We start from the raw sequence: 26,835 nt of genomic DNA on the forward strand, positions 1-26,835 counted from the left end.
GGGCGGGGCCGGCGGGGGCGCCGCGTCGTCGGGGAGCGCACGGCGACCTGCGGCGGGCGGTTCGACGCGGGGCGGGCGTGACTCACCCGGACGGCTGAAACCGCCGGGAGGGGTCGCCGGCCGGTCCGGGTCTCCGAGCCGGCCCGCAGGGCGGTCGAATCCCCCTGGTGGCGTGGGTGGGCGGTCCGCGCCGACGGGTGGCGGGACCGGGCGGTCCGGGCGGCCAACCGGCCGGTCGACACCACCCGGAGGGGTCGATGGCCTGGTGAAACCGCCGGGAGGCGTGGGCGGGCGGTGGCCGGGGAGCGGCGGTTCGCCGGGGACCTGCGGCGGCGGTGGCCCGGGTCGTGGCGGCCGGCCCGGCGGGCCGCCTTGCGGCGGAGGCGGGTCGTAGCTCACCGGAAAACCTCCCAAGCCGAACGTTCCAGAACTACACGGTGCTTCAGGGACCTGCTCGGTTACGTTAACGTGTTCATCCAGCAGTGGACGTGAACTCACGCCCACTGGAGACCTATCCACCCGTCAGGCGAGGACAGCATGCCCAAGTCCAAGGTCCGCAAGAAGGCCGTCTACACGGCGCCTGCCGATCGCCGCACCCCGGTGAAGGTCAAGGCGGCGGGGCCGTCGCACCCCGTCTACATCGCCGTGATGCTCGGCATGATGCTGTTGGGGCTGGCGTGGCTGGTGGTCAACTACATCGCGGGCGAGAAGGTCCCGGTGATGATGGACCTCGGGTCCTGGAACTTCGGCATCGGGTTCGCCCTCATGATCGTCGGTCTGCTGATGACCATGAAATGGCGCTGACCACGCACTACGCGCAGTGGCTGACGGCCCGGACGTGCTCCACGTCCGGGCCGTTCCGCGTTACCCGGTAGTTCACCGCGTTCACCCGAAGGTCACCGAAGCACACGGGTGTAAGTCATCCCCAATGGGGACAACTCCTGTGGACAACTTTGCGCCAAAATGCACAAGCGCCGGTCGGGGGCTCCAGTTGTCCACAAGTGCGGCAGACTCGGAAGCGTGAACCCACCGCGCACCTGGTCGCCCCAACCCGGCATGGTCGGCCTCGCCTGGGGCCTGGCCGCCGTGTTCCTGCTGGTCACCATCCTCAGCTCACAGGCCACGAGCCGGGTCTTCCTCGGCCTCGCCACCCTCCTGCTGCTCGCGCTGGGCGCCTACGGCACCTTCGTCCGACCGCGGCTGCTGGTGGACGACTCGGGCCTCACCGTGCGCACCCTGTCGGGGCCGCGGCTGCTGCCCTGGCACGAGGTCAAGGTGCGGCTGGCCCACACCCGCAGGCTCGGCCGCGAGACGGTCACCCTGGAGCTGGACTGGCGGCGGGGCGAGGACGAGCAGCTGTTCGTGTTCACCCCGATCGACCTGGGCACGGACCCGCGGGACGTGGCCGACGTCCTGCACGCCCTGCGCCCGTGACCGGCGCCGAAGCCCCGGCGGCGCGGGCCCGGAGCGCCCGTCAGACCAGCTGACCGGTGCGCACGACCGCCATGACCACGAGCAGCACCACGGCGGCCGCCACGACCGCCGCCTGCCAGGTGTTCCGCTTCCCGGCCGGCGCGTAGACCAGCCCGGCGGTCACCGCCGCGCCGATCACCAGCCCGCCGATGTGCCCGAGCAGCGAGATCCCCGGCAGGGTGAAACTCAACACCACGTTCAGCGCGATCACGCCCAGCGCCGGACCGGCGTTGAGCTTGAGCCGCAGCACGGCCACCAGCATCGCGCCCATCAGGCCGTACACCGCGCCGGACGCGCCCGCCACGACCGTGTTCAGGCCGCCGAACAGGTACACCGCGACGCTGCCGCCGAGCAGCGACACCAGGTACACCGCGGAGAACCGCAGCCGGCCGAACACCGGCTCCAGGTCCCGGCCCAGCACGTACAGCGCGATCATGTTCAACGCCAGGTGCAGCGGCCCGAAGTGCAGAAACCCCGACGTGAGCAGCCGCCACCACTCGCCGCCGAGGGCGACCGAGGGCGTGTACATGAGTAGGTCGCCGAACAGCGGCGACCGCTGGTTGCCCGCCACGCTGCCCGCCTGGGCCGCGGTGACCGCGAACACCAGCACGTTCACCGCGATGAGCACCGGGGTGACCACCGGGCGCCCGCCGAACTCCGCGCCGACGAACGTGCGCGGCCGGCGCACGGTGGCCCGGCCCCGGTTCACGCAGTCGACGCACTGGTAGCCGACGGACGCCTCGCGCAGGCACTCCGGGCACGCCGGCCGGTCGCAGCGGACGCACCGCAGCCCGGTGGCCCGATCGGGGTGGCGGGCGCAGACCGGCAGGTCGGGCCGCGCCCCGATCGGCTCACCGGGCGGCGGGGAGATCGGCGAGTCGGCCACTCAGGACCGCTCCACCGAGACCTTCTGGATGACCACGTCGGTGACCGGGCGGTCGCCCGTGGTGGTCGGCGTCGCGCCGATCGCGTCCACCACGTTGCGCGACTCCTGGTCCGCGACCTCGCCGAAGATCGTGTGCTTGAAGTTCAGCCACGTGGTCGGCGCGACCGTGATGAAGAACTGCGAGCCGTTGGTGTTCGCGCCCGCGTTCGCCATCGCCAGCAGGTAGGGCTTGTTGAACTGCAGCTCCGGGTGGAACTCGTCGGCGAACTTGTAGCCGGGGCCGCCGCGGCCGGTGCCCGTGGGGTCACCGCCCTGGAGCATGAAGCCCGCGATCACCCGGTGGAAGATCGCACCGTCGTAGAACGGCCCGGACGACTCGCCCTTCGCGTTCGGCTCGCTGTAGCTCTTCGTGCCCTCGGCCAGGCCGACGAAGTTGGCCACCGTCTTGGGGGCGTGGTCGGGGAAGAGGTTGATGCGGATGTCGCCCTGCGTGGTGTGCAGGGTCGCCGTCACCTTGGTCCCGACGAACGATTCGTTGCTGTCTGCCACACACCCATCGTGCCATCACCGGGCGCGGTGGTTGGGGAAGGGGCACGATGGGTACTGCCTGGAACGTGACTGACCGACAGCTTCTGGAGCGCGATATGGATGAGGTAGACGCCATGACCCGGGCCGGGGAGTCGGTCGGCAAGGCGGTGCGTGCTGTTCGCCGCGGCGCCGTCCGCGCCGGTCACGTCGGTGCCGACGCGGCCGTCCAACTGGCGGAGCGCGCCGAGGGCAAGCTGGCCGAGCGCGGCGTGACCAGGGACTACGTCCGGAGTGTCGTCGCCGACAAGGCGGGTGCGCTGGTCGAGCGGGCCGAGGGCTACGAGAAGTCCACCCGGCGCGGTCGCAAGCAGCTCGCGAAGCGGGCCAAGGGCGTGCGCAAGGAGGTCGTGAAGGCCGCCGAGCGCGCGCGCAAGGAGGCCAAGGTGCGCGCGAAGGACGTGCGCAAGGCCGCGAAGCAGGCGCGTCGGGAACTGGCCGCGGCCAAGGCGCCCCGGCGCCGTCGCTGGCCGTGGGTGCTCGGCGTGTTCGCCGCCGCCGCGGTGGCGGGCTACCTGGCCCTGACCAAGCGCCCGCAGGAGGTGCGACTGGAGGAGGAGGACGTGCAGCCCACGTCCGAGACCACCACGACCACCGCCGCGTCGGAGTCGGTGCGGCCCCAGGCGGCCCGCAACGGCCAGGTCTCCGACCAGCACAGCCGCAGCTGACCGTGAGCCGCGCTCCGCGCCCGTCCCGACCCCGGGGCGGGCGCGGAGCCGTGCGTCAGAGGCCCAGGTTGCCGACCACGGTCTCGGCGATCGTGCGCGTCTTGATCGTCTGCTTCTGGTTGCTGGTCACGACCACCGCGTTGCCGCCCTTGGCCACCGCGTAGACCGCCCCGGCGTCGGTGGTCAGCGAGCCGCCGTTCCACCCGGCCGGGGTCGTGGCCGGGTTCGAGTCGGCGATCGGCGCGGCCCGGTCGACCACCGCCTTCGCGGTCGCGGGCTCACCCTGGAACACCCACACCGACAGCTGCACCTCGGTGGCGTTGGCGTAGAAGAAGCACGCCGGGTTCGGCTGGTCTGCGGACAGCCGAACCTTCCGCACCAGCTGCCCGTTCGCCTCCTGCACGGCGGACGAGGCCAGGTAGGGGCACTGGCCGTCGACGGTGGGCTCCGGCACGGCCGGAGGTCCGGCGGGCGCGGTCGTCGTGGTCGTCGCCGCCGCGCTGGTCGTGGACGCGGCGTCGGGCGCGGGGACGGGATCTCCGGGGCCGCAGGCGGCCAACGCGCCGACGACCAGCAGGGATGGCAGGGCGGTGAGCAGCACTCGATTCATAGGGCAGCAAGTCAATCAGATACCGGATCGTGAATCGACACCGTGACCACCTAGGCACGTAACGTCATCCCCGTTAGCGTGTCCTTACCCTGCCGGCCGCCCCTGCAATGTGAGGACTGAGTCAAGATGAACATCTTTGACCGCGGTCGAGACCATGCCATCGCTGTGTTCCGGATCGTTGTCGGCGTGCTCTTCCTGTGCCACGGCGCGCAGAAGCTGTTCGGCGTGCTGGGCTCCAAGGGTGCCGTGTCGATCACCGACTGGCCGTCCGGCCCGGCCGGTCTGATCGAGCTCGTCGGTGGCGCGCTGATCGTCATCGGCCTCGGCACCAGGGTTGCCGCGCTGATCGCGTCCGGTGCGATGGCCTACGCGTACTTCGTGGTCCACCAGCCCGCCGGGCTGCTGCCCATCCAGAACAAGGGTGAGCTGGCCGCGGTGTACGCGTGGGTGTTCCTGCTGTTGGCGTTCACCGGTCCCGGCGCTTGGGCCGTGGACAAGGTGATCGCCGCGCGCAAGCAGGAACAGGCGCTCGTCAACGCATAGCAGTGGGCAAGACGAGGGCCCGCACCCAGCGGCATTGGGTGCGGGCCCTCACTTGTTGCCCTACCGCGAACACGACCCCGGCCCACCCGTGGGATGACCGGTGGCCGCACACTCAGTAAACACGACAACCGAAACTTTCGCGCCCCCTAACTCTCCCGAAACACACGCGGGGATCGCCACGTCGAGGTGTTCCGCGCGACGGAGTCCTCGGATCACCGGCGCTCACCGCACCTTCGGCGGGGTCCGGGGGCGGAGCCTCCCGGCTGGGGCGTGGGGGTGTTCGACCCCACAAACACGACGAGCGAGGCGGCCGACGCAATCCGTCGGCACACCTCGCCCAGAGCGAGTGGAGACGAGGGGAATCGAACCCCTAACCCCCGCCTTGCAAAGGCGGTGCTCTGCCAATTGAGCTACGTCCCCGCACGGGGGCGGCAGATGGACCGCCCTCGCGGGTCAGTTGGTGGGGGCAGTGGCCTCGCGCCACAGGTCCGCGTCAGCCTTCGCCGTGCGGCTGCGCTTGACGAAGAACAGGACCGCACCGGCGACCGCAACGAGTGCGATGATCTTCTTCACGGCGATTCCCCTCTGCAACACCTGTGAACTTCCGGTGGGCCTAGGAGGACTCGAACCTCCGACCTCTTCGTTATCAGCGAAGCGCTCTAACCGTCTGAGCTATAGGCCCTCGGGGCAACGACGGCAAGACTACAGCACCCCCCGTCGCGGCCCCAAATCGGGTGGTCGGAGATCACTCCCGCTCGGACAAGGTCACTTCCAGACCCCCGGCAAGATCAGCGGAAACGTTGTAGACGAACGAACCCACGGTGGCCAGGGCGGTGAAGAGCACGATGTTCACCGCGCCCACGATCGCCGCCACGCCGAACACCCGGCCGGCGCTGATCAACGGGTCGCTGCCCGACTCGTTGCCCTGGAGCAGGTCGCTCGCGGTGTTGTTGATCTTGTCCCACACGCCCATGCCGTTCAGCACGCCGTACAGCACGCCGACCGCCACGAGCCACACGAAGAACAACGCCACGCTCAGCACCAGGGCGAGCTTCAGCACCGACCACGGGTCCACCCGCTTGACCTGCAGGCTCGCCCGACGCGGACCGCGCCCGGGCCGACGCGCCGTCGGCGCGGACGCCGCCGGACGCCCGTTCGCGCCCAGGTTCACCTGCGTGCGGGCCGCACCCGCCCCACCACCCGTGCCGGGCACCACGGGCCGGGCCACCGCGACCGTGTCCGGGTCGCTCGCCGGGTACGCGGGCTGCGCCGTCGCGACCGTCTCCTGGTCCGGGGAGGACACCAGGTCGGCCGGGCCGACCTGCTGCGCCTCCCCGTACCGCGTGTCGTTCGTCACCCGCTGCCACGGCGGCGGCGCGCCGTGCTGGTCCTGCTCGGCGGCCGGCCGCTCGACCTTCTCGGTCTTGCCCTCGGCCGCCGACGCCTCGGGCTGCTCGGACGCCACCGAGGCGTCGACCGCCGGCTCCTCGGCGCCGGTGGGCGTGGCCCCGGCCGCCGGTGTCGACTCGGCGCCGGGCCGGGTGATCACCGCGGTCTTGTCCTCTGGCTTCTCGGGTGGAGTCACGAGCAGTCCTCAACCTCTCGTTCGCGCTAGTTGGCAGGCTCGGCCTGGTCACCGTCGGCGGAACCGACCGCCGGCGTCGCACCCGCGGCGTCGGTGGGGTCGGCGACCACGCCGCCGTCACCACTGGTGACGTCCGCGGGCTCGTCCGCGTTGCGCGCCACCGCGATCAGGGTGGTCCCTTCGCCGAGGTTCATCAACCGGACGCCCTTCGTCTGCCGCCCCGCCTTGCGCACCTCCTTGGCGCTGGTCCTGATGACCCCGCCCGAAGAGGTGATCGCGTACAGCTCGTCGTCGACGTCGACGATGAGCGCGCCGACCAGCCTCCCACGCCTGCGGTCGTGCTGGATGGTGAGCACACCCTTGCCACCACGACCCTGGACGGGGTAGTCCTCGATCGGCGTGCGCTTGGCGTACCCACCGTCGGTCGCCACCAAAACAAACAGACCCTCCTGGACGACGCCCATCGACAGCAGCTCGTCCCCGGTGTTGAACCGCATGCCCAGCACGCCGGAGGTGGCGCGGCCCATCGGGCGCAGCGCCTCGTCGCTCGCGTGGAACCGGATCGACTGGCCGTCGGCCGACACCAGCAGCAGGTCGTCGGACGCCGAGCACAGCACCGCGCCGACCAGCTCGTCGTCGTCACGCAGGTTGATGCCGATCAGGCCACCGGACCGGTTCGAGTCGAAGTCGGACAGCTTCGACTTCTTGACCAGGCCCTTCTTCGTGGCCAGCACCAGGTACGGCGCGACCTCGTAGTTCTTGATCTGGATGACCTGGGCGATCTCCTCCTCCGGCTGGAACGCCAGGAGGTTCGCCACGTGCTGGCCGCGCGCGTTGCGGTTGGCCTCGGGCAGCTCGTACGCCTTCGCCCGGTACACCCGGCCCTTGTTGGTGAAGAACAGGATCCAGTCGTGCGTGGAGCACACGAAGAAGTGCTGCACGATGTCGTCCTGCTTGAGCTGCGCGCCCTGCACGCCCTTGCCGCCCCGCTTCTGCGAGCGGTACAGGTCGGTCTTCGTGCGCTTCGCGTAACCCGTCCGGGTGATCGTGACGACGACGTCCTCGACCGCGATCAGGTCTTCCATCGACACGTCGCCGTCGAACGGCACGATCCGGGTGCGCCGGTCGTCACCGTGCTTGTCCACGATCGCCAGCAGCTCCTCGCGCACGATCGCGCGCTGCCGCTCCGGCTTGTCGAGGATGTCCTTGTAGTCGGCGATCTCCAGCTCGATCTCGGCCAGCTGGTCGATGATCTTCTGCCGCTCCAGGGCCGCGAGGCGGCGCAGCTGCATCTCCAGGATCGCGTTCGCCTGGATCTCGTCGACGTCCAGCAGCTCCATCAGGCCGGTGCGCGCCACCTCGGGCGTCTCCGACCGGCGGATCAGCGCGATCACCGCGTCGAGCTGGTCGAGCGCCTTGACCAGGCCGCGCAGCACGTGGGCGCGCTCCTCGGCCTTGCGCAGCCGGAAGCGCGTGCGCCGGACGATGACCTCGATCTGGTGCTTCACGTAGTGCCGGATCATCTGGTCCAGGCGCAACGTGCGCGGCACGCCGTCGACCAGCGACAGCATGTTGACGCCGAACGAGTACTGCAGCTGGGTGTGCTTGTAGAGGTTGTTCAGCACGACCTTGGCCACCGCGTCGCGCTTGAGCGTGATCACGATGCGCATGCCCGCGCGCCGGTTCGACTCGTCGGCGATGTTCGCGATGCCGGTCAGCTTCTGGTCGCGGACCAGCGTGGCGATGTTCTCCACCAGGTTGTCCGGGTTCACCTGGTAGGGCAGCTCGCTGACGACCAGGATGGTCCGCCCCTTGCTGTCCTCGTCCACGTCCACGACCGCGCGCATCTTCACCGAGCCGCGGCCGGTGCGGTAGGCGTCCTCGATGCCCGCCGTGCCCAGGATCTGGCCGTAGGTCGGGAAGTCGGGCCCCTTGATCCGCTGGATCATCGCCTCCAGCGTCTCCTCGTCGGAGGCGTCGGGGTTGTCCAGCGCCCACACCACGCCGTCGGCGACCTCGCGCAGGTTGTGCGGCGGGATGTTCGTCGCCATGCCGACCGCGATGCCCGAGCTGCCGTTGATGAGCAGGTTCGGGACGCGCGACGGCAGGACTGTCGGCTCCTGGATGCGGCCGTCGTAGTTGTCGCGGAAGTCGACCGTGTCTTCCTCGATGTCGGCCAGCATCTGCATGGCCAGCGGCGTGAGCCGGCACTCCGTGTTGTGGCTGACGAAGCCGTCGGTGATGAAGGCGTGGTCCTCGGTGTCGACCCGCAGGCTGTAGACCGGGCGCACGCCGGCGTCGGTGACCGACTCGACGGCCGCGTAGTAGAACCGGCCGTCGACCAGCGGCTCGACCACGTCCAGCACCTCGCGGTTGGTGATCCGCGCGGCGATCTCGTCGTAGTCGCGCTCCCACCGCTCGACGCGGTCCACGTTGTGCCGGCGCAGCCAGTCGCGCTCGGTCCAGCGGGTCGCGCCGTGCGCCCGGATGTAGTCGCCGACGAACGGCACGTGGTCGCTGCTCATCGCCCGGCTCTCGAGCGGGACCGCGTCCAGGATGGCGTCCAGCTTGTCCTGCTTCGCCCCGAGGAAGCCCACGTTACGGGCGAACAGGCGGGCGTCACGCCGGTTGGTGATGACGACCTTGATCTCGCCGTCCTCGTAGTTCACCAGCGTGCTGACCACGCCGAACTCCAGCAGCAACTGCTGCACCTCGCGGGCGAGCTGCGCGCTGCGCGTGGAGTAGGAGACCTGCACGCTGTTGCGCGGCAGGGCCGAGGCCGAGCCATCACCGGTGAACAGCGACGCGAGGAACGCCCTCTTGATCACCTCGCCCGCCGCCCAGACGAACTCGGGCACCCGCTTGGCGGCGCTGCGCTGCCCGACCATCTCGCCGAGCACCGTCGTCCGGAGCTGGGTCAGGTCCTGCACGTCCAGCTCGTACAGGACGGAGCCCGACTTGATGGTGCGCGAGTACACGTACCTCGGGCCGCCGACCGCGTCGTCGTAGGCGTCCACGACGCGCTGGAAGTACTCCGCGTCGATGTTGTTGAACCCGGCCCGGTCCGCCGAGACGAACCCCTCGCTGACGAACGCGCCGGCGAGGATCGCCGCCGAGTAGTGACCGATCTCCGGCAGCTCGCCGGCCTCCTGCGGCAGGCGCTGCAGGACCACCCGGTCACCCGGCTGGATCTCCTCCAGCAGCTTCCACAGCAGGGTCGGCACGCCGAGCACGTTCACCAGGCACAGGACCGGGTGGTTGTGCGTGCCGGTCAGCTCGTAGCCGTTCCTGGTGCGCAGCTTCAGCGTGGGGTGCTCGCCGGAGTGGAACAGCATGTCGGCGCGCACCGGGTTGCCGTTGCGGTCGAGCACCTTGAGGTCGATCGGGTTGTCGCTGTTCGGCTTGGCGTCCGGCACGATGTCGCCGATGCGCCGCGTCGAGCCGTCTGCCAGGCGAATCCGGGTTTCCGGTGACACGCAGTAACGCATCGCGGCTGCCGGGTCGTTGCCCTGGGAGCCGAAGTTGCCCTGGCCGTCGATGAGCGGGTAGCGCATGGCCCACGGCTGGGCGAGGCGGACCAGCGCGTCGTAGATGGCCGAGTCGCCGTGCGGGTGGTAGTTGCCCATCACGTCGCCGACCACGCGGGCGCACTTGTTGTAGCTGCGGTCCGGGCGGAAGCCCGAGTCGAACATCGAGTAGAGCACGCGGACGTGCACGGGCTTCAGGCCGTCGCGCACGTCGGGCAGGGCTCGTCCGACGATCACGCTCATCGCGTAGTCGATGTACGAGTTCTGCATCTCCTGCTGGATGTCGCGCGGCTCGGTGCGGTCTCCACCGGCCGGGGGCAGCGTCGTCTCGCTCACAGTTGTACTTCCTTAAGAGGCCGGGGAGAGGATCAGACGTCGAGGAACCGCACGCCCTTGGCGTTGCGGGTGATGAACGACCGGCGGGCTTCCACGTCCTCGCCCATCAGCACGCTGAACAGCTCGTCGGCCGTCGCGGCGTCGTCCATGGTGACCTGGAGCAGCACCCGGTTGGCCGGGTCCATCGTCGTCTCCCACAACTCGGCGGCGTTCATCTCGCCGAGGCCCTTGTAGCGCTGGATGTTGTCGTCCTTGCCGATCTTCTTGCCCGCGGCGAGCCCGGCCTGGAGCAGGCCGTCGCGCTCGCGGTCGGAGTAGGCGTACTCCGGTTCCGCGCGCTGCCACTTGATCTTGTAGAGCGGCGGCTGCGCGAGGTACACGTGGCCGTGCTCGATGAGCGGGCGCATGAAGCGGAACAGCAGGGTCAGCAGGAGGGTGCGGATGTGCTGGCCGTCGACGTCGGCGTCGGCCATCAGCACGATCTTGTGGTACCGCAGCTTCGAGATGTCGAAGTCCTCGTGGATGCCCGTGCCGAAGGCGGTGATGAGCGACTGGACCTCGTTGTTCTTCAGCACGCGGTCGATGCGCGCCTTCTCCACGTTGATGATCTTGCCGCGGATCGGCAGGATCGCCTGGAACATGGAGTCCCGGCCCTCCTTGGCCGAGCCGCCCGCGGAGTCGCCCTCCACAACGTAGATCTCGCACTCCTCCGGATTGGTGGAGCGGCAGTCCTTGAGCTTGCCGGGCAGGCCGCCGATGTCGAGCGCGCCCTTGCGGCGCACCAGCTCGCGGGCCTTGCGGGCGGCGATGCGGGCCTGCGCCGACGACACCGCCTTGGTGACGATCGTCTTCGCCTCGTTGGGGTGGCGCTCGAACCAGTCGGCCAGGTGCTCGTTGGTCGACTTCTGCACGAACGACTTGGCCTCGCTGTTGCCCAGCTTGGTCTTGGTCTGGCCCTCGAACTGGGGCTCCTTGAGCTTGACCGAGACGATCGCGGCCAGGCCCTCGCGGATGTCGTCGCCGGTGAGGTTGGAGTCCTTCTCCTTGAGCAGCTTCTTCTCGCGCGCGTACTCGTTGACCACGCGGGTCAGCGCGGCGCGGAAGCCCTCCTCGTGCGTGCCGCCCTCGTGGGTGTTGATCGTGTTGGCGAACGTGTACACCGACGGCGTGTAGCCGGTGTTCCACTGCATCGCCACCTCGACCTCGAGGTCCTCGCCCTTGGCCTCGAACGAGACGACCTTCTGGTGCACCGCCTCACGGGTGTGGTTGATGTGGCGGACGAAGTCCTCCAGGCCGCCGGGGTAGTGGAACGTGCGCTCGCGCACGGCCGCGACGTGGCCCTCGGCGTCGGCCTCCTCGTCCGACTCCTGCACGCGCTCGTCGCGCAGGATGATCGTGAGCCCCTTGTTGAGGAACGCCATCTCCTGGAGGCGGCGGGAGATGGTCTCGATGTTGTACTCGGTGGTCTCGAAGATCTCCGGGTCGGCCCAGAAGGTGATCGACGTGCCGGTCTCGTCCGTCGGCGCGCCCTTGCGCAGCTCGTGCACGGGCTTGGTCGCCTCGAACCGCTGGTTCCACGTGAAACCCTGGGTCTTGACCTCGACGTCCACGGCGGTGGACAGCGCGTTCACCACGGAGATGCCGACGCCGTGCAGGCCGCCGGACACCGCGTAGGAGTCGCTGTCGAACTTGCCGCCCGCGTGCAGCGTGGTGAGCACGACCTCGAGCGCGGGCCGCTTCTCCACCGGGTGCATGTCGATCGGGATGCCGCGGCCGTCGTCGATGACCCGGACGCCGCCGTTGGCCAGCAGCGTCACGTCCACGACCGTCGCGTAACCCGCCATGGCCTCGTCGACCGAGTTGTCCACGACCTCTTGGATCAGGTGGTGCAGGCCGCGCTCGCCGGTGGACCCGATGTACATGCCTGGCCGCTTGCGAACCGCTTCCAGACCCTCCAGGACGGTGATCGAGGACGCGCTGTACTCATTCTTCTTGGCTGCCACGGGCCTGGTGTCTCCTCGGACTTCACGCGACTGGGACCGTCGCCGGGCGACGCTGGGTTGCGCTACCCCTCGATCCTACCGGGGCAGACCGACAGAAACCCACTTAGGACACCCCTGGTTTGCTCACAGGCGGCCCGAAGTGAACGCAGATGGGTGCCGACCGCCGTTCGCGGGGTCAAAATCGACTGGTGAGCGCTCATCGCGCCACAGGATCGCCGCTGCGGCCCTGACGCAGCTCACCCGTAGGTGTCACGTGGTCCGCGGCCCGGGACGTGCCTGGGGCCGTACCGCCAACTGGGCGCCGCCGGACCCTGCACCTTCAGCTTCTTCACGACGCCGTCGCCGACCCCCGCGGCGATGCGCTTGAGCAGGTCGCGCTGGAGCAGCCGGAGCTGCGTGGCCCACGCGGTCGAGTCGGCCTGCACGGTCAGCTCGCCCTCGCTGAACGCGACCGGCTGCGCGTGCTCGGCCACGTCCTCCCCGACGAGCTTCGGCCACCGCGCGAACACCTGCCCGCCGGCCAGCCGCTCGACCCAGCCGCGGTCGGCGGCGAGCCGGGCGGCGAGCCGGCCGAGGGGCTGCGGGTCGCGGTCGTCCGGCCCGGGACCGGACCAGCGGCGACGGCGACGGCGGCCGGCGGACCCCGCCGCGCCCTTGCGCGGACCGCGCACCCCGCGTTCCTTGGCCGACGCGCGGGCGGCTTCAAGGGCGGCGCGGGCGAGGTCCGCCCCCCTCAAACCACTCGCCGGAGTGACCCCGTCTGTGGATATGTCCGTTTCGGGTGGTGAGTTATCCACACCATCCACAGGGTTGTCCCCAGTTGTGTGTCCCGTCACACCCATTCGGGGCAACTCGTCAGACACGACGCACCTCCCCGTGTCGAACGTCGAACCGCAGCCCGTCCAGCTCCTCGGGCACGTCCTCCGCGACCGCCGCGGTGATCAGCACCTGCTCCGCGCCGGCGGCCACCTTCGCCAGCTGGCGACGCCGGCCGCGGTCCAGCTCGGCGAACACATCGTCCAGCACGAGGACCGGTTCGGCGCCCTCGACACGCAGCAGCTCGTACCCGCCCAGCCGCAGCGCCAGCGCGAACGACCACGACTCGCCGTGGCTCGCGTAGCCCTTCGCGGGCAGGTCGCCGAGCGCCAGGTCGAGGTCGTCGCGGTGCGGCCCGACCAGGCACACGCCCCGCTCCACCTCCTGCGACCGCACCCGGTGCAGCTCGGCGAGCAGCGCGTCCTCCAGGACTTCCCGGTCGTGCGGGCCGCCGCCGGCGGAGCCGGCGATCAGATCGGGGAACGCCTCGCCCAGGCTCGACCGGTACGCGATCCGGGCCGGCCGGGACTCCGGCGCGACCTCCGCGTACGCGGCCGCCACGTGCGGCGCGATGTCCGCGACCAGGTCCAGCCGCGCGGCCAGCAGCTCCGCGCCGTGCCGGGCCAGGTGCCCGTCCCACACGTCGAGCGTGCCGACGTCGGCGTTGCGCGACGCCCGCATGCTCTTGAGCAGCGCGCCCCGCTGCTTGAGCACGCGCTCGTAGTCGCTGCGCACCCCCGCGTACCGCGGCGCGCGGGTGGTGAGCAGCTCGTCCAGGAACCGCCGCCGCTCGCCGGGGTCGCCGCGCACCAGCGCCAGGTCCTCCGGCGCGAACAGCACGGTGCGCAGGATGCCCAGCACGTCGCGCGGGCGGGGCACCGGGCCGCGGTTGATCCGCGCCCGGTTCGCCTTGCCCGCCGTGATCTCCAGCTCGACCAGCAGCTCCCGGCCCTCGTTGACCACCGCCGCGCGCACCACCGCACGCGGCGCGCCGTGCCGGATCAGCGGCGCGTCCGTGGCCACCCGGTGCGAACCCAGGGTGGCCACGTACCCCAGCGCCTCGACCAGGTTCGTCTTGCCCTGGCCGTTGCGCCCGACCAGCACGCTCACGCCCGGCTCGAACGCCAGGTCCGCGTGCTCCCACGACCTGAAGTCGGTGACCTGCAGGTGTCGGACGTACAACTCGTCAGCTCTGGGTCGTGCCGGAACCGGACGAAGGACCGGCGGCCTGCACGGCGTGGCCGCCGAACTGGTTGCGCAGCGCCGCGACCGCGCGCATGGCGGGCGAGTCCTCCTGGCGCGACGCGAACCGGGCGAACAGCGCGGCGGAGATCACCGGCGCGGGCACCGCGTGCTTGATCGCCTCCTCGACGGTCCACCGGCCCTCGCCGGAGTCCTCGACGTGGCCGCGCAGGTCGTCCAGCTCCGGGTCCGACTCCAGCGCGCGGACCAGCAGGTCCAGCAGCCACGAGCGGACCACGGTGCCCCGCTGCCACGCCTTGATCGTGGCCGGCACGTCCTGCACCAGCTTCGACGCCTCGAGCAGCTCGAAGCCCTCCGCGTACGCCTGCATCAGGCCGTACTCGATGCCGTTGTGGACCATCTTGGCGAAGTGGCCGGCGCCGACGGAGCCCGCGTGCGCGAAGCCCTCCTCGCGCGGGCCCTCCGGGCGCAGCGCGTCGAAGATCGGCATGGCGCGCTCGACGTGCTCGGCGTCGCCGCCGACCATCAGGCCGTAGCCGTTCTCCAGGCCCCACACGCCACCGGACACGCCGGCGTCCAGGTAGCCGATGCCCTTGTCGCCGAGCGCCTTGGCGTTGACCTCGTCGTCGGTGAAGCGCGAGTTGCCGCCGTCGATCACCAGGTCGCCCGGCTCCAGCAGGTCGCCGAGGTCGGCGATCGTCTGCCGGGTGATGTCACCGGCGGGCACCATGACCCACACCACGCGGGGTGCGGAGAGCCTGCCGACCATGTCGGCGAGCGAGTCGGCGTCGGTGACTTCCGGGTTGCGGTCGTAGCCGACCACCTCGTGCCCCGCGCGGCGGATCCGCTCGCGCATGTTGAAGCCCATCTTGCCGAGGCCGACGAGTCCGAGCTGCACGGTCGTTCCTCTTCCCTACGTCTGTGGTCGCGATCCTTGTCGATCAGCCGGGCAGGCGCACGGGCATCAGCAGGTAGAGGTAGCCCGGCGCCACGTTCCCATCCTCGTCCACCGGCTTGAGCAACGCGGGCCGGCTGGGTGTGGTGAAGGACAAGTGCGCCTTGGGCGTGCGGACGGCCTGCAGGCCCTCCAGCAGGTACGTGGGGTTGAACGCGATGGTCACCGGGTCGCCGGTGTACTCGACCGGCAGCTCCTCCTCGGCGCTGCCCTCGTCGTCGCCGCCCGCGGACAGGCGCAGGCCGCTGTCCACGAACTCCAGCCGGACCTGCGTGCCGCGCTCGGCGACCAGCGACACGCGCTTGATCGCCTGCACCAGCGCGTCGACCTCGATGATCGCGGCGGCCGAGTGCTCGGTCGGCAGGAGCTGGCGGTACTTCGGGAAGTCGGCGTCGAGCAGCCGGGTGGTCGTGCGGCGGCCCGTGCCGGACAGGCCGAGCAGGCCGTCGTTGGCGGCCAGGGACAGCTCGATCTTCGCGCCGGACGCGCCCAGCGTCTTCGCGGAGTCGTTGAGGGTCTTGGCCGGGACGAGCACGGCGACCTCGCCGAGGGACTCGTTCGGCTCCCACGGGAACTCGCGCATCGCCAGCCGGAAGCGGTCGGTGGCCACGAGGGTCACCTTGCCCTCGCCGATCTCCAGGCGGACGCCGGTCAGCATCGGCAGCGTGTCGTCCTTGCCCGCCGCGACGGCGACCTGGGCCACGGCCTCGCCGAAGACCTCGCCCGGCAGCTCGCCCGCGAGCTGGGGCATGGACGGGAGCTGCGGGTAGTCCTCGACCGGCATGGTCGGCAGGCTGAACCGGGCGCTGCCGCACGAGATCGTCATCCGGGAGCCGTCGACCGCGATCTCGACCGGGTGGTTCGGCAGGGCCTTGGTGATGTCGGCCAGCAGTCGGCCGCTGACGAGCGCCTTGCCCCCGTCGGCGATGGTGGCCGGGACGCCGCACTGGGCGGACACCTCGTAGTCGAAGCCCGAGACGGTCAGCGCCTCGCCGGAGCCGTCCTCCGCCCCGGCGTCGAGCAGGATGCCGCCGAGCACCGCGACGGGCGGCCTGGACGGCAGGCTGCGGGCGACCCAGGCGACGGCGTCGGCCAGGCCGTCGCGCTCGACGCGGATCTTCATGAGGCGTCCTTCCTCAAGTCGGCATGACCAACAACAGCATGCGTTGCGGTGGGGGTTGGGGAGCCGCGGCCCTCGCCGGATCTTCCGACCCTCGGCGCGGAGGCTCCCCACCGTAGAGCGTCGGGACCGACTTCGTCACGTCGGGGCCACACCCGGGGCGGAGCGCGGCCGAGCGCTCGTCCCCGGGGCCGAGCCCCGCCTGTTTTTTCTTTGTTCATCTCTTCAAGGGAAGACAACAGCAACAGCAGTAAGGGCTGTGGATTGTGTGGACAACCGGCGTTCCCGCAGCTCGTCGCCCACTTGGAGGTGTGGACGGACACGGGGTGTCACCCGGGGACAAGTCGGCGCACCCGGGGAGAACTACCGGGCTCGTCCGTTCGGTCCACAGGCGAGGCGAGTTGTCCCCGGGTTAATCCCCGGGTGTGGGCCGAGTTGTACCCGGGTGCTGCACAGGGTGATGGTGGGGCGAATCTCCCCCGACGGGGCGCTTCCACGGGCCTGTGGACAACTCGTGGCCGGGCGTTCACCTGCTGCGGGAGCGCAGCTGAGCCGCTGGTGGCGGGCGGCGAACGCGCTGGACCGCGCCCCGCCGGTCCCTGGGTACCTCACACGGGTGACGCGAAACGACCCCCACCGGTCCGGGCCGCCGCACCCGGGTTCGACGGCCGTCGCGGGCGGCGCGGGCGGGGCGCACCCGGGTGTCGCCGGCGGGGCGGCGGCGGATCCGGGTCGCACCCGGGTGCGAACGGCGGCGTCCCCGGGTGCGGCGGCGGCACCCGGGTGCGGGCGCGGTCGGGTTCGGCGCGGCGAGAGGGCGCGGCGAGGGGCACGGTGGGCGGGCGGTCGACCGTGACGCGGAGGCGGGTGCCGCAGGAGGCGCGGGCGGTCGGGACGGGGTTCGCCGGCGGCCACGGGTGGCGCGGCCGTGGGTGGGCACCGGGTGGCGCGGGAGGGCGCACGGGCGGGATCGGAGGGCGCGGACGGACGCGACCGCGCTCGGGTGGCGGGCGGCCCTCGGTCGGGCCGGCATCCCGTGTGCCGAGGGGTGCGGTCGGGGGCGTGGTCCGGTGCGGCCTTGGGTGGGGCCGAGGCGGTGCGGGCCGTTGTCCTCAGGCGGGGACCGGGTGCAGGGACTCGGGCAGGGGGCGATGATCACCCGATCGTGGCGACGGGTGGTGTGCGCAAGCGCTTGCGGGTCAGGGGGTGTGGCGGGCGCGCTGCTTGATGCGCGAGGTCAGCTCCTGCACCTGCTCGTACACCCGGCGGCGCTCGGCCATCTCCTTGCGGATCTTCTTGTCCGCGTGCATGACCGTCGTGTGGTCCCGGCCGCCGAAGGTCTGGCCGATCTTCGGCAGCGACAGGTCCGTCAGCTCCCGGCACAGGTACATCGAGATCTGCCGGGCCTGCGCCAGCACCTTGGTCTTGCCCGGCCCGCACAGGTCGTCGATCGACACGCTGAAGAACTCCGCCGTGACCGCCATGATCGTCGGCGCGGTGATCTCCGGCGCGTGCGAGTCCGGGATGAGGTCGCGCAGCACTATCTCGGCGAGCTGCACGTCGACCGGTTGCCGGTTGAGCGACGCGAACGCCGTCACCCGGATCAGCGCGCCCTCCAGCTCGCGGATGTTCCGCTCGATGCGGGCCGCGATGAACTCCAGCACCTCGGCGGGCGCGGCGAGCCGGTCCTGCGCGGCCTTCTTGCGCAGGATGGCGATCCGGGTCTCCAGCTCGGGCGGCTGGATGTCGGTGATCAGGCCCCACTCGAACCGCGTGCGCAGCCGGTCCTCCAGGGTCTCCAGCCGCTTGGGCGGCCGGTCGGAGGACACCACGATCTGCTTGTTCGCGTTGTGCAGGGTGTTGAAGGTGTGGAAGAACTCCTCCTGCGTGCCTTCCTTGCCCTCCAGGAACTGGATGTCGTCGACCAGGAGCACGTCGATGTCCCGGTACCGGCGCTGGAAGGCGACCTTGCGGTCGTCGCGCAGGGAGTTGATGAAGTCGTTGGTGAACTCCTCGGTCGACACGTACCGCACGCGCATGCCGGGGAACAGCCGCTGCGCGTAGTGCCCGACGGCGTGCAGCAGGTGCGTCTTGCCGAGCCCGGACTCGCCCCAGATGAACAGCGGGTTGTACGCGCGGGCGGGCGCCTCGGCGACGGCCACCGCGGCGGCGTGCGCGAAGCGGTTGGACGCGCCGATGACGAACGTGTCGAAGTTGTACTTCTCGTTCAGCCGGGTCTGCGAGGACGCCGGGTTGGCCGGCCGGGTGTACGGCGTGCCGCTCGGCGCGGCGTGGCCGCCGCCGAACGTGGGCCAGATCTCGGTGACGGCGGCGAGGGCTTCGCCCTCCTCGTCGACCTCCTCGCCCTCGGCTTCCGCTTCGCCCTCGGTCTCCGCCTCGACCACGAACCCGCCGTTGACGGGCACCGGGGTCGGGACGGGGACCGCCACGGGGACGGGGCCGGCCACCGGGATCGGCGCGGGGCCGGGGTCCGGCGAGTCGACCTTCACGGCCAGCGAGACGGCGCGGCCCAGGCGGCGGGACAGGGCGGTGGTGATGGGTTCGCGCAGCGCGCGCTCGATCGCCTCCTTGGCGAAGTCGCTCGGCGCGGCGAGCAGCGCGGTCCCGTCGAGCAGCCCGATGGGTCGGGTCACGCGCATCCACGCGCGCTGCTGGGGGGACAACGTGCTGGCAGCCAGCTCCTGCACGACCTGCTCCCACACGAGACCCAGGTCGGCCTGGTGGTCGGACACCTCCGCGCTCCCCTCCCCTCGGTGACGGCTCCGCGGTCAGTCCCCCGGGGAACTTCCACGACGTGGACACGGAGAATAGAGGCATCCACAGAGTTATCCACAACTGTGCACGAACGCGGCCCGGAGCGCAGCGGAATCCCCTCGTTGCTCCCGGTGCCTGCGACCGGCGTGGCGGCGGCCGGCGGTTCAGCCCGGTCCGGCCCGCGCCCACCCGCGAAGGCAGCACGCTAACAAGGCGCGGCCCCTGCCACAAGGCGTACCGGCGCGCAAGCCCTTTACGTGCGGCGGAGCGGGCGCCGCGCACCCGGGTGCCACCCCGATTTGAACCGCGACCCGGGGGCTGCGTACCCTCGTAACCGTCTCCCGCTTGCGTGGGGTGCTTTTCGCGCGCCCGGGGCTTGTTCGCAGGGGACAACCACAGACCTGCTTGGCAGTTAGCACCGGGAGTCCGACCGTGAGCAAGGGTAAGCGCACCTTCCAGCCCAACAACCGTCGCCGTGCCAAGACGCACGGGTTCCGGCTGCGCATGCGCACCCGCGCCGGTCGCGCCATCCTGGCCGCGCGCCGTGGCAAGGGCCGCAAGCAGCTGTCCGCCTGATCGCCGCAGCGCCGTGCTACCCGCGGCCAACCGGCTGACCCGCAGCCAGGACTTCGGCCTGGTGGTCCGCCGGGGCCGCCGGGCCGGCCGGTCCCGGCTGGTGGTGCACGTCCTGACGTCGGCGCAGCCCACCTTGGACCCGTCCAAGGTGGGCTTCGTCGTGAGCAAGGCCGTGGGCAACTCCGTGGTCCGGCACCGGGTGAGCCGCAGGCTCCGCCACGTGGTGCGGGACCGCCTCGACTCGTTGCCGCCCGGAACTTCGCTCGTCGTGCGCGCGTTGGCACCGTCAGCCGATGCGGACAGCGCCGAGCTCGGCCGGGACCTCGACGCGGCGCTGCACAAGGTGCTGCGATGACGACCGTCCAGGTGAGCCCCGTCGTGCGGGCGTTGCTGCTGCCGGTGCGCTTCTACCGGAAGTTCATCTCACCGGCGCTGCCCCCGACCTGCCGTTTCCACCCGACCTGCAGTGCGTACGCGGTGGAGGCGTTGACCGTCCACGGTGCGCTGCGCGGATCCTGGCTGACCCTGCGCCGGCTGGGCCGCTGCGGACCCTGGCACCCTGGTGGCCTGGACCCGGTTCCGCCGAGGCGAAACGCGGTCCCCGACCTTCCTGCCGAGGAGTAGCTAGTGCTCAACTTCATCTACTACCCGGTGTCCTTCATCCTGTGGTGTTGGCACTGGGTGTTCGGCCACATCTTCGGCGAGTCGAGCGGGTTCGCGTGGGCCCTGAGCGTGGTGTTCCTCGTCTTCACGCTCCGCGCGCTGCTGTTCAAGCCGTTCGTCGGCCAGGTCCGCTCGATGCGCAAGATGCAGGAGTTCGCGCCCGAGCTGCAGAAGATCAAGAAGAAGTACGCGAACGACCGGCAGCGCCAGGCGCAGGAGATGCAGAAGCTCCAGTCGGAGCACGGCGTCAACCCGCTGGGCGGCTGCCTGCCGATGCTGGTGCAGATCCCGGTGTTCATCGGCCTGTTCCACGTGCTGCGGTCGTTCAAGCCCGGCTGGGGCGAGGTCTACTTCTTCGACGCCCAAGGCGTGGAGTCCTTCGTCAACGCGAAGCTGTTCGGCGCGAACCTGTCGACGTTCATCACGATGCCGTGGGACGACCCGGGCCAGCCGTCGCTGACGGACTTCGGCACCGAGCGCAGCGCGGTGCTGTACGTGGCCATCCCGCTGATGATCATCGCCTCGATCGCGACGCACTTCACCGCGCGCCACTCGGTGGCCCGGCAGACGCAGGCCGCGGCGGACAACCCGCAGACCGCGATCATGAACAAGCTGACGCTCTACATCTTCCCGCTGGGCGTGCTCGTCGGTGGTCTCTTCTTCCCCATCGCGATCCTGCTCTACTGGCTGAGCAACAACGCGTGGACGCTGGGTCAGCAGTACGTCGTGTACCACCGCATCGACCGCGAGGAAGAGGCGAAGAAGGTCGAGGCGACCGCGCAGCGCACGGCGCTCGCGCCGAAGCCGGGGGCCAAGCCCGTGACCAAGCCGAAGCCCGGTCAGAAGCCCCAGCAGCGCAAGCCCGCCGGCAGCCCGCCGGCGGCCGCCGCCGCGAAGCCCGCGCCGGACGGCGACGAGCCCGCCGAGGCCGTGCCGCCGTCCACCGAGATTCCCGGTCTGAGCCCAGACCGATCCCCAGGCAAGAAGCAGGGCAACAAGAAGCGTCGTTGACCCTGGAGAGGAGACATCGTGTCGGAGACGTTGCAGGCGGCCGACGTGGACGCACCGGAGGCCGGCCAGGTCCCACCGGCGCGGTCGGGGACTTCGGAGGACCTGCTCGTCCAGGAGGGCGACATCGCCGGGGACTACCTCGAGCGGCTGTTGGACCTGCTCGACTACGACGGCGACATCGACCTCGACGTCGAGGCGGGTCGGGCGATCGTGAGCATCGACGGCGGTGACGACCTGGAGAAGCTGGTCGGTCCCCGCGGCACGGTCCTGGAGTCCTTGCAGGAGCTGACCCGGCTCGCCGTCCAGCAGGAGACGGGCGTGCGCAGCCGGCTCATGCTGGACATCGCCGGGTGGCGCGCCGGGCGTCGGGCCGAGCTGGCCGACCTCGGGCGGACCACCGCGGAGAAGGTGCGGGCCACCGGTGAGAAGGTGCGGTTGCACCCGATGACGCCGTTCGAGCGGAAGGTCGTGCACGACGCCGTCGCCGCGGTGGCGGGCGTGCACAGCGAGAGCGAGGGCGAGGAGCCGCAGCGCCGCGTGGTGGTGCTGCCCAAGCCCTGAGCGGTCGCGGAACGACGGCCCCGGTCCCCTGGTGGGACCGGGGCCGTTCTGCTTGCCCGTCCGTGCGGTGATCGGCCGAGTGCGGTGGTGCGCAGGGCGAGTCGGTTCGGGTAGGCCGATCCCCGGGCCGAGGGCGAGACTGGGCCGGTTGTGGGGTGGGCCGGTTGTGGGGTGGGTCAGGCCACGATCGCGTAGCGCTCGTCATCCAGGTCGCGGCCCCACAGGGCGGGGTCGGTGAGCGGGACGACGTGCCCCTCCCCCAGCAGCGCGACGCACTCGGCGGCGGTGAGGCCCGCACCGGTCGACCAGCGGCCCTCGATGAGGACCAGGCGTCCACCCGGCCGGAGGAGCGCGCGCCAGCGGTCGAGCGCGGCCGTCGGGTCGGGCAGCGCCCACAGCACGTGCCGCACCAGCACCACGTCGAACGACCCCGGCGGGTACGGCGGGCGCGCGGCGTCGCCCTGGCGGAACTCGACCCCCGGCGCCTTCACGCGGGCGGCGGCGACCATGCGCTCGGACAGGTCGAGCCCGCGCACGTCGTACCCCTCCCCCGCGAGCAACGCGGTGAGGCTGCCGGTGCCGCACCCGAGGTCGACCACGCGCGCCGGCGCGGGCGGCAGCAGGGACAGGAGCAGTTCCCGCCACGCGCGGCGGACGTCCGGGTCACGCAGCCCGTGGTCGGCGTCCTCGTCGAACGTCGCCGCCTGGTCGTCCCAGAAGCGGGACTGCGCGAACGTGGTGAGCCACGCGCGCTGCTCGTCGTTCTCGGGCACGTCGCGGCCGCGCGCCTCGGCGATGGCCTGCCAGGCGGCCTCGGGCGACGCGCCGTCCAGCACGAGGAGCGCGCCCGCGATCAACGACGAGCGGCCGATGCCGGCCCAGCAGTGCACGAGGACGTGACGGCCCGCCCGGAGGTCTTCGAGCACCGGGGCGAGGTCCGGCGCGTCCGGCACGCCGAAGTCCGGGATGGGCAGCCAGTGGAACGCCATGCCCGCGTCCCGTGCCGCCTCGGCCTCGTCGGACAGGTCCAGCTCGGCCAGTTCCGTCTCGGTGAGCGCGCACACGATCACGTCGACCCCGCGGTCGGCGAGGTGACGGAGGTGCTCCAGGCTGTGCGGGTGGCCCATGGTGCTCAGCGCGCCCGGTCTGATCGAGTACATCTCTTCCCCTTGCCGTGTTCCACGTGAAACGGTCGCCGTATGACTGAGATGGCCCGGCACCTCCGCGTCGCCGCCTACGCGGTGATCATCGAGAACGATCGGCTGCTGCTCTCCCGGTGGCTCGGGCCGGACCGGCCGAGGTGGATCCTCCCCGGCGGCGGGCTCGATCACGGTGAAGATCCGTACGACGCGGTGGTCCGCGAGGTGTTCGAGGAGACCGGCTACCACGCCGAGGTCGATCGGCTGCTCGGCATCCAGAACGTCCACGGGCCGATGGTGCGCGACGGCGTGGAGGTCGACTACCACCGCATCCGGATCATGTACGAGGCGCACGTGGTCGGCGGGGAACTCACCTTCGAGGTCGGTGGCAGCACGGACCAGGCGGCGTGGTTCCCGGTGGCGGAGATCCCCGAGTTGGATCACGTCGAGTCGGTGGACTACGCGTTGGAACTCCTCCGCGCGTCGCCCAAGGACGGGCGGATCGTGGACCTGGGGTGAAGCGGGGCGCGTTTCACGTGAAACACGTCGAACTTCTCACTTCGATTTGGCGTGTCGCCGGGGTGATCCGTCATAGTGGTGACCGGCACATCTCGTGAGGCTCGCAGCCTCTCCGACGAGAAGCCCAACCCCATCGCCCACACCCGGCCGCCGCCGGCGTCCGGTGTGGTTTCACGTGAAACGTCCCGGACGGAGACATGGCCGCAGAGGTGGAAGACCGCGCGAAGAAGGTCTTCGGTGACCACTACGACAAGGCGGCCGCGTTCACGGCACTGCTGACCGAGCACGGCGTCGAGCGGGGGCTCATCGGACCGCGCGAGGTCGACCGGCTTTGGGAACGCCACGTCCTCAACTCGGCCGTCGTGGCGGAGTTGCTCCCCGAAGGTTCACGGGTCGTGGACGTAGGCTCGGGCGCGGGCCTGCCGGGGATCCCCCTGGCGATCGCGCGGCCCGATCTCGACCTCACGCTCCTGGAGCCGATGGCCCGGCGGGTGGCGTGGCTGACCGAGTGCGTCGAAGCCCTCGACCTCAAGGTCACCGTCCTCCGGGGGCGAGCCGAGGAAGGACCGGTGCGTGACCGGCTGTCCGACAGCGACGTCGTGACGGCCCGTGCGGTGGCCCCGCTGGAACGGCTGACGCGGTGGTGCCTGCCGCTGCTGCGGCCCGGCGGACGTCTGGTCGCTCTCAAGGGCGAGAGCGCCGCGGAAGAACTGGAACGCGACGCCGAGGCGGTACGCCGGGCCGGAGGCATCCGGCCTCGCGTCATCACCTGTGGTGGCGATGTCCTCGAACTGCCGACGACGGTCGTGCTCGTGGAGCGCGACGAGCGGGCGAGCCGCCGTGAAGGCGGGCGTCGCAGAAGGAAGGATCGGTGACCGTGTACCCCGACCCCCTGCAACCGGTGTTCCAAGCGGCCGGTGTTTCACGTGAAACCGAGCCTGAAGGTGTGGTGGGCGCGGGCGAAGTGCTCCGCCCGGCGGTAGACCCCAACTTGGCAACCAACGTGGAACCGGCAGGAGACACCAGCACCGTGTGGACCCCCATCGCGGAAGAAGCGGCACGCGCCACCCGCGTCCTGCACCCCGACTCCCTCCAACTCCCCCGCCCTGACCGTCGCCGCGTGATGGTGGTCGCCAACCAGAAGGGCGGCGTCGGCAAGACGACGAGCACGGTGAACCTCGCCGCCGCGCTCGCCATCCACGGGCTCAAGGTCCTCGTCATCGACCTCGACCCGCAGGGCAACGCGAGCACCGCGCTGGCGGTCGAGCACCGCTCCGGCACGCCGTCGGTGTACGAGGTGCTGATCGGTGAGCTGTCCGTGGCGGAAGCCGCTCAGGTCAGCAGCCAGTCCCCCAACCTGTACTGCGTGCCGGCGACGATCGACCTGGCGGGCGCGGAGATCGAGCTGGTGTCGATGGTGGCCCGCGAGTCGCGGTTGAAGGAGGCGCTGAGCCCCGAGGCGCTGGACCCGATCAAGCCGGACTACGTGTTCATCGACTGCCCGCCGTCGCTCGGCCTGCTGACCGTCAACGCGATGGTCGCGGCGCAGGAGGTGCTGATCCCGATCCAGTGCGAGTACTACGCGCTGGAGGGACTGGGGCAGCTCCTGCGCAACATCGAGCTGGTGCAGGCGCACCTGAACCCGACGCTGAACGTGTCCACGATCCTGTTGACGATGTACGACGGCCGCACGAAGTTGGCCGACCAGGTGACCAGCGAGGTGCGCGGCCACTTCGGCGACACCGTCCTCCGGACGGTGATCCCGCGCAGCGTGAAGGTCTCCGAGGCACCAGGATTCGGTCAGACGGTGCTCACCTACGATCCCGGCTCACGGGGCGCGATGAGCTACCTCGACGCGGCACGGGAGATCGCCGAGTACGGCGCGGAGATGAGGTCGGCATGACGGAACAGCGCAAGGGTGGCCTCGGCCGCGGGCTCGCGGCCCTGATCCCGAGCGGACCGCCTCCGGGCACCCCGGCGACACCGTCGCCGGCGAGGTCGGTGGCGAACGGCAAGACGTCCGCGTCCACCCCTGCGCCGTCCACCGCCCCGACCGGCGAGGTGGCCGGAGCGGTGTACCAGGAGCTGCCGGTCACGTCGATCCGGACGAACCCCAAGCAGCCGCGGCAGGTCTTCGACGAGGAGGCGCTGCGGGAGCTGGAGCACTCGATCCGCGAGTTCGGCCTGATGCAGCCGATCGTCGTGCGGGCCGTCGGGCCCGATGCGTACGAGCTGGTCATGGGCGAGCGGCGGTGGCGGGCCACCCAGCTCGCCGGGCTGAAGACGATCCCGGCGATCGTCCGGCACACCGCCGACGACGTGATGCTGCGGGACGCGCTGCTGGAGAACATCCACCGCGTGCAGCTCAACCCGTTGGAAGAGGCGTCGGCCTACCAGCAGCTGCTGGAGGAGTTCGGCGTGACGCACGAGGAGCTGGCCGACCGCATCGGGCGCAGCCGGCCCGTGGTCACCAACACGATCCGGCTGCTGAAGCTGCCGTTGCCGGTGCAGCGGCGGGTGGCCGCCGGGGTGCTGTCCGCCGGGCACGCGCGGGCGCTGCTCGGGGTCGAGGACCCCGGGGTGCAGGAGGAGCTGGCCGCTCGGATCGTGGCCGAGGGGATGTCGGTCCGGGCCACCGAGGAAGCGGTGACGCTCGCCAAGGGGGCGGAGCCCGCCAAGGCGAAGGCGGCGCGGCGGAAGCCGATCCAGGCTCCTGGGTTGCAGGAGTTGGCGGAGCGGTTGTCGGACAACTTCGACACTCGGGTGAAGGTCGAGTTGGGGCAGCGGAAGGGGCGGATCGTGGTGGAGTTCGGGTCCGTTGACGACTTGGAGCGGATCATCCAGTTGATGTCGCCCGAGGCGGCGCAGCGGGGGCGGGGCGGGGAGTAGGTCTCCCCCGCGGTGAGCCGGTGGCGACTGGGTAGGCCGGTGGCGACGGGCCGGGTTGGTGGGTAGGCCGGTGCGGGACGCCGGTCCGGCCCGATTTGACATGGTGCCCGTACGGGCACCCCAGGCAGGCCGTAGCCGGCAGGCCCGGCGGGGAAAAGCGTCCCGCCAGACCTGCCGGCTCCGACCAGCCTAAGGCACCCGAACCCATGTCAAATCGGGCCTCGGTGGTGGGTGGCGGGTCCGTTGTGGGCGTGGCGGGTTCGGTTGCGAGGTGGTGCCGGTGGGTTGGCCCGAAACGGACAAATGGGATTTGTTTGGGGTGTAGGGGATTACCCAGGGGTCTTTAGTCACGGTGACGATGTCGGGGGAGGTGGCGAGTGGGCGAGGCCACG

Annotated in this window: 25 protein-coding genes, 2 tRNA genes and 1 pseudogene; 13 read left to right on the forward strand and 15 right to left on the reverse strand. The window is 70.9% G+C overall.

Annotated features, from left to right (window positions below; genetic code table 11):
* The first annotated feature begins 537 nt into the window (after window positions 1-537).
* Window positions 538-804 (forward strand): cell division protein CrgA, encoded by a 267-nt coding sequence (gene crgA / locus ACFXGA_RS10205; RefSeq protein WP_378086239.1) that lies wholly within the window; start codon window positions 538-540, stop codon window positions 802-804.
* Window positions 805-1,020: 216 nt separating this feature from the next.
* On the forward strand, window positions 1,021-1,434 hold the full coding sequence (locus ACFXGA_RS10210; protein WP_378086241.1) for a PH domain-containing protein: 414 nt from the start codon (window positions 1,021-1,023) through the stop codon (window positions 1,432-1,434).
* A 40-nt stretch (window positions 1,435-1,474) separates the two neighbouring features.
* Here the strand turns inward: ACFXGA_RS10210 and ACFXGA_RS10215 are convergent, their stop codons facing one another.
* Both ACFXGA_RS10215 and ACFXGA_RS10220 read right to left on the reverse strand, forming a co-directional pair.
* Window positions 1,475-2,359, reverse strand: a complete 885-nt coding sequence (locus ACFXGA_RS10215) for a rhomboid family intramembrane serine protease (RefSeq protein ID WP_378086243.1) — start codon at window positions 2,357-2,359, stop codon at window positions 1,475-1,477.
* Window positions 2,360-2,908 (reverse strand): peptidylprolyl isomerase, encoded by a 549-nt coding sequence (locus ACFXGA_RS10220; protein ID WP_378086245.1) that lies wholly within the window; start codon window positions 2,906-2,908, stop codon window positions 2,360-2,362. It lies immediately after the preceding gene.
* A gap of 95 nt (window positions 2,909-3,003) precedes the next feature.
* On the opposite strand from ACFXGA_RS10220, the gene ACFXGA_RS10225 reads away from it, so the two are divergent.
* Window positions 3,004-3,612: a hypothetical protein gene (locus ACFXGA_RS10225; protein ID WP_378086247.1), complete on the forward strand. Its 609-nt coding sequence runs from the start codon at window positions 3,004-3,006 to the stop codon at window positions 3,610-3,612.
* A gap of 55 nt (window positions 3,613-3,667) precedes the next feature.
* Here the strand turns inward: ACFXGA_RS10225 and ACFXGA_RS10230 are convergent, their stop codons facing one another.
* Window positions 3,668-4,222: a DUF2020 domain-containing protein gene (locus ACFXGA_RS10230; protein ID WP_378086249.1), complete on the reverse strand. Its 555-nt coding sequence runs from the start codon at window positions 4,220-4,222 to the stop codon at window positions 3,668-3,670.
* A gap of 126 nt (window positions 4,223-4,348) precedes the next feature.
* Here ACFXGA_RS10230 and ACFXGA_RS10235 point away from each other — a divergent pair, with 126 nt between their 5' ends.
* Entirely contained in the window at window positions 4,349-4,765 is a 417-nt protein-coding gene (locus ACFXGA_RS10235; RefSeq protein WP_378086251.1) for a DoxX family protein, read from the forward strand.
* Window positions 4,766-5,112: 347 nt separating this feature from the next.
* Here ACFXGA_RS10235 and ACFXGA_RS10240 read toward each other — a convergent pair.
* From ACFXGA_RS10240 to dnaA, 11 genes and pseudogenes are all read right to left on the reverse strand, one after another.
* Window positions 5,113-5,185, reverse strand: a tRNA-Ala gene (locus tag ACFXGA_RS10240).
* Between the two features lie 39 nt (window positions 5,186-5,224).
* Window positions 5,225-5,338: pseudogene (locus tag ACFXGA_RS10245) on the reverse strand (DLW-39 family protein); the annotation flags it as partial.
* A gap of 35 nt (window positions 5,339-5,373) precedes the next feature.
* Window positions 5,374-5,447: transfer RNA gene (locus tag ACFXGA_RS10250), tRNA-Ile, on the reverse strand.
* 63 nt (window positions 5,448-5,510) lie between these two features.
* Window positions 5,511-6,350, reverse strand: a complete 840-nt coding sequence (locus ACFXGA_RS10255) for a DUF3566 domain-containing protein (protein ID WP_378086253.1) — start codon at window positions 6,348-6,350, stop codon at window positions 5,511-5,513.
* A gap of 26 nt (window positions 6,351-6,376) precedes the next feature.
* Window positions 6,377-10,213, reverse strand: coding sequence for an intein-containing DNA gyrase subunit A (gene gyrA, locus ACFXGA_RS10260; protein WP_378086255.1), 3,837 nt, complete (start codon window positions 10,211-10,213; stop codon window positions 6,377-6,379).
* 32 nt (window positions 10,214-10,245) lie between these two features.
* Window positions 10,246-12,216 carry a DNA topoisomerase (ATP-hydrolyzing) subunit B gene (gene gyrB, locus ACFXGA_RS10265; protein ID WP_378086257.1) on the reverse strand — a complete coding sequence of 657 codons (1,971 nt, stop codon included), beginning with the start codon at window positions 12,214-12,216 and terminating at the stop codon, window positions 10,246-10,248.
* A gap of 236 nt (window positions 12,217-12,452) precedes the next feature.
* Entirely contained in the window at window positions 12,453-12,953 is a 501-nt protein-coding gene (locus ACFXGA_RS10270) for a DciA family protein (RefSeq protein WP_378086259.1), read from the reverse strand.
* Between the two features lie 118 nt (window positions 12,954-13,071).
* Entirely contained in the window at window positions 13,072-14,214 is a 1,143-nt protein-coding gene (gene recF, locus ACFXGA_RS10275; protein WP_378086261.1) for a DNA replication/repair protein RecF, read from the reverse strand.
* Between the two features lie 4 nt (window positions 14,215-14,218).
* Window positions 14,219-15,133 carry a phosphogluconate dehydrogenase (NAD(+)-dependent, decarboxylating) gene (gnd, locus tag ACFXGA_RS10280; RefSeq protein ID WP_378086263.1) on the reverse strand — a complete coding sequence of 305 codons (915 nt, stop codon included), beginning with the start codon at window positions 15,131-15,133 and terminating at the stop codon, window positions 14,219-14,221.
* A 43-nt stretch (window positions 15,134-15,176) separates the two neighbouring features.
* Entirely contained in the window at window positions 15,177-16,313 is a 1,137-nt protein-coding gene (dnaN, locus tag ACFXGA_RS10285) for a DNA polymerase III subunit beta (RefSeq protein ID WP_378086265.1), read from the reverse strand.
* 1,196 nt (window positions 16,314-17,509) lie between these two features.
* On the reverse strand, window positions 17,510-19,063 hold the full coding sequence (gene dnaA, locus ACFXGA_RS10290; protein ID WP_378086267.1) for a chromosomal replication initiator protein DnaA: 1,554 nt from the start codon (window positions 19,061-19,063) through the stop codon (window positions 17,510-17,512).
* Window positions 19,064-19,517: 454 nt separating this feature from the next.
* On the opposite strand from dnaA, the gene rpmH reads away from it, so the two are divergent.
* The 5 genes from rpmH to ACFXGA_RS10315 are packed head-to-tail and all read left to right on the forward strand — an operon-like array spanning window position 19,518 to window position 21,896.
* Entirely contained in the window at window positions 19,518-19,661 is a 144-nt protein-coding gene (rpmH, locus tag ACFXGA_RS10295) for a 50S ribosomal protein L34 (protein ID WP_073897783.1), read from the forward strand.
* A gap of 13 nt (window positions 19,662-19,674) precedes the next feature.
* Window positions 19,675-20,016, forward strand: coding sequence for a ribonuclease P protein component (gene rnpA, locus ACFXGA_RS10300; protein ID WP_378086269.1), 342 nt, complete (start codon window positions 19,675-19,677; stop codon window positions 20,014-20,016).
* Window positions 20,013-20,285, forward strand: coding sequence for a membrane protein insertion efficiency factor YidD (gene yidD, locus ACFXGA_RS10305; protein WP_378086271.1), 273 nt, complete (start codon window positions 20,013-20,015; stop codon window positions 20,283-20,285). The genes rnpA and yidD overlap by 4 nt, the downstream gene beginning before the upstream one ends.
* A gap of 3 nt (window positions 20,286-20,288) precedes the next feature.
* Window positions 20,289-21,335, forward strand: coding sequence for a membrane protein insertase YidC (gene yidC / locus ACFXGA_RS10310; protein ID WP_378086273.1), 1,047 nt, complete (start codon window positions 20,289-20,291; stop codon window positions 21,333-21,335).
* Window positions 21,336-21,380: 45 nt separating this feature from the next.
* Window positions 21,381-21,896 carry a protein jag gene (locus ACFXGA_RS10315; RefSeq protein WP_378086366.1) on the forward strand — a complete coding sequence of 172 codons (516 nt, stop codon included), beginning with the start codon at window positions 21,381-21,383 and terminating at the stop codon, window positions 21,894-21,896.
* Between the two features lie 176 nt (window positions 21,897-22,072).
* Here ACFXGA_RS10315 and ACFXGA_RS10320 read toward each other — a convergent pair whose 3' ends face one another.
* Window positions 22,073-23,056, reverse strand: coding sequence for a methyltransferase domain-containing protein (locus tag ACFXGA_RS10320; RefSeq protein ID WP_378086275.1), 984 nt, complete (start codon window positions 23,054-23,056; stop codon window positions 22,073-22,075).
* Window positions 23,057-23,095: 39 nt separating this feature from the next.
* Here ACFXGA_RS10320 and ACFXGA_RS10325 point away from each other — a divergent pair, with 39 nt between their 5' ends.
* The 4 genes from ACFXGA_RS10325 (at window position 23,096) to ACFXGA_RS10340 (ending at window position 26,443) form a co-directional block, all read left to right on the forward strand.
* The gene (locus ACFXGA_RS10325; protein WP_378086277.1) at window positions 23,096-23,554 is read left to right on the forward strand and encodes an NUDIX hydrolase; all 459 of its coding nucleotides are present in this window, start codon (window positions 23,096-23,098) and stop codon (window positions 23,552-23,554) included.
* 197 nt (window positions 23,555-23,751) lie between these two features.
* Entirely contained in the window at window positions 23,752-24,429 is a 678-nt protein-coding gene (gene rsmG, locus ACFXGA_RS10330; protein ID WP_378086279.1) for a 16S rRNA (guanine(527)-N(7))-methyltransferase RsmG, read from the forward strand.
* Between the two features lie 116 nt (window positions 24,430-24,545).
* A complete protein-coding gene (locus tag ACFXGA_RS10335; protein ID WP_378086281.1) occupies window positions 24,546-25,457 on the forward strand; it encodes a ParA family protein in 912 nt (303 codons plus the stop codon).
* A complete protein-coding gene (locus tag ACFXGA_RS10340; RefSeq protein WP_378086283.1) occupies window positions 25,454-26,443 on the forward strand; it encodes a ParB/RepB/Spo0J family partition protein in 990 nt (329 codons plus the stop codon). Before ACFXGA_RS10335 ends, ACFXGA_RS10340 begins: the two co-directional genes overlap by 4 nt.
* Window positions 26,444-26,835: the final 392 nt, after the last annotated feature.

The sequence above is a fragment of the Actinosynnema sp. NPDC059335 genome (assembly GCF_042752395.1).
Classification (GTDB): domain Bacteria; phylum Actinomycetota; class Actinomycetes; order Mycobacteriales; family Pseudonocardiaceae; genus Actinosynnema.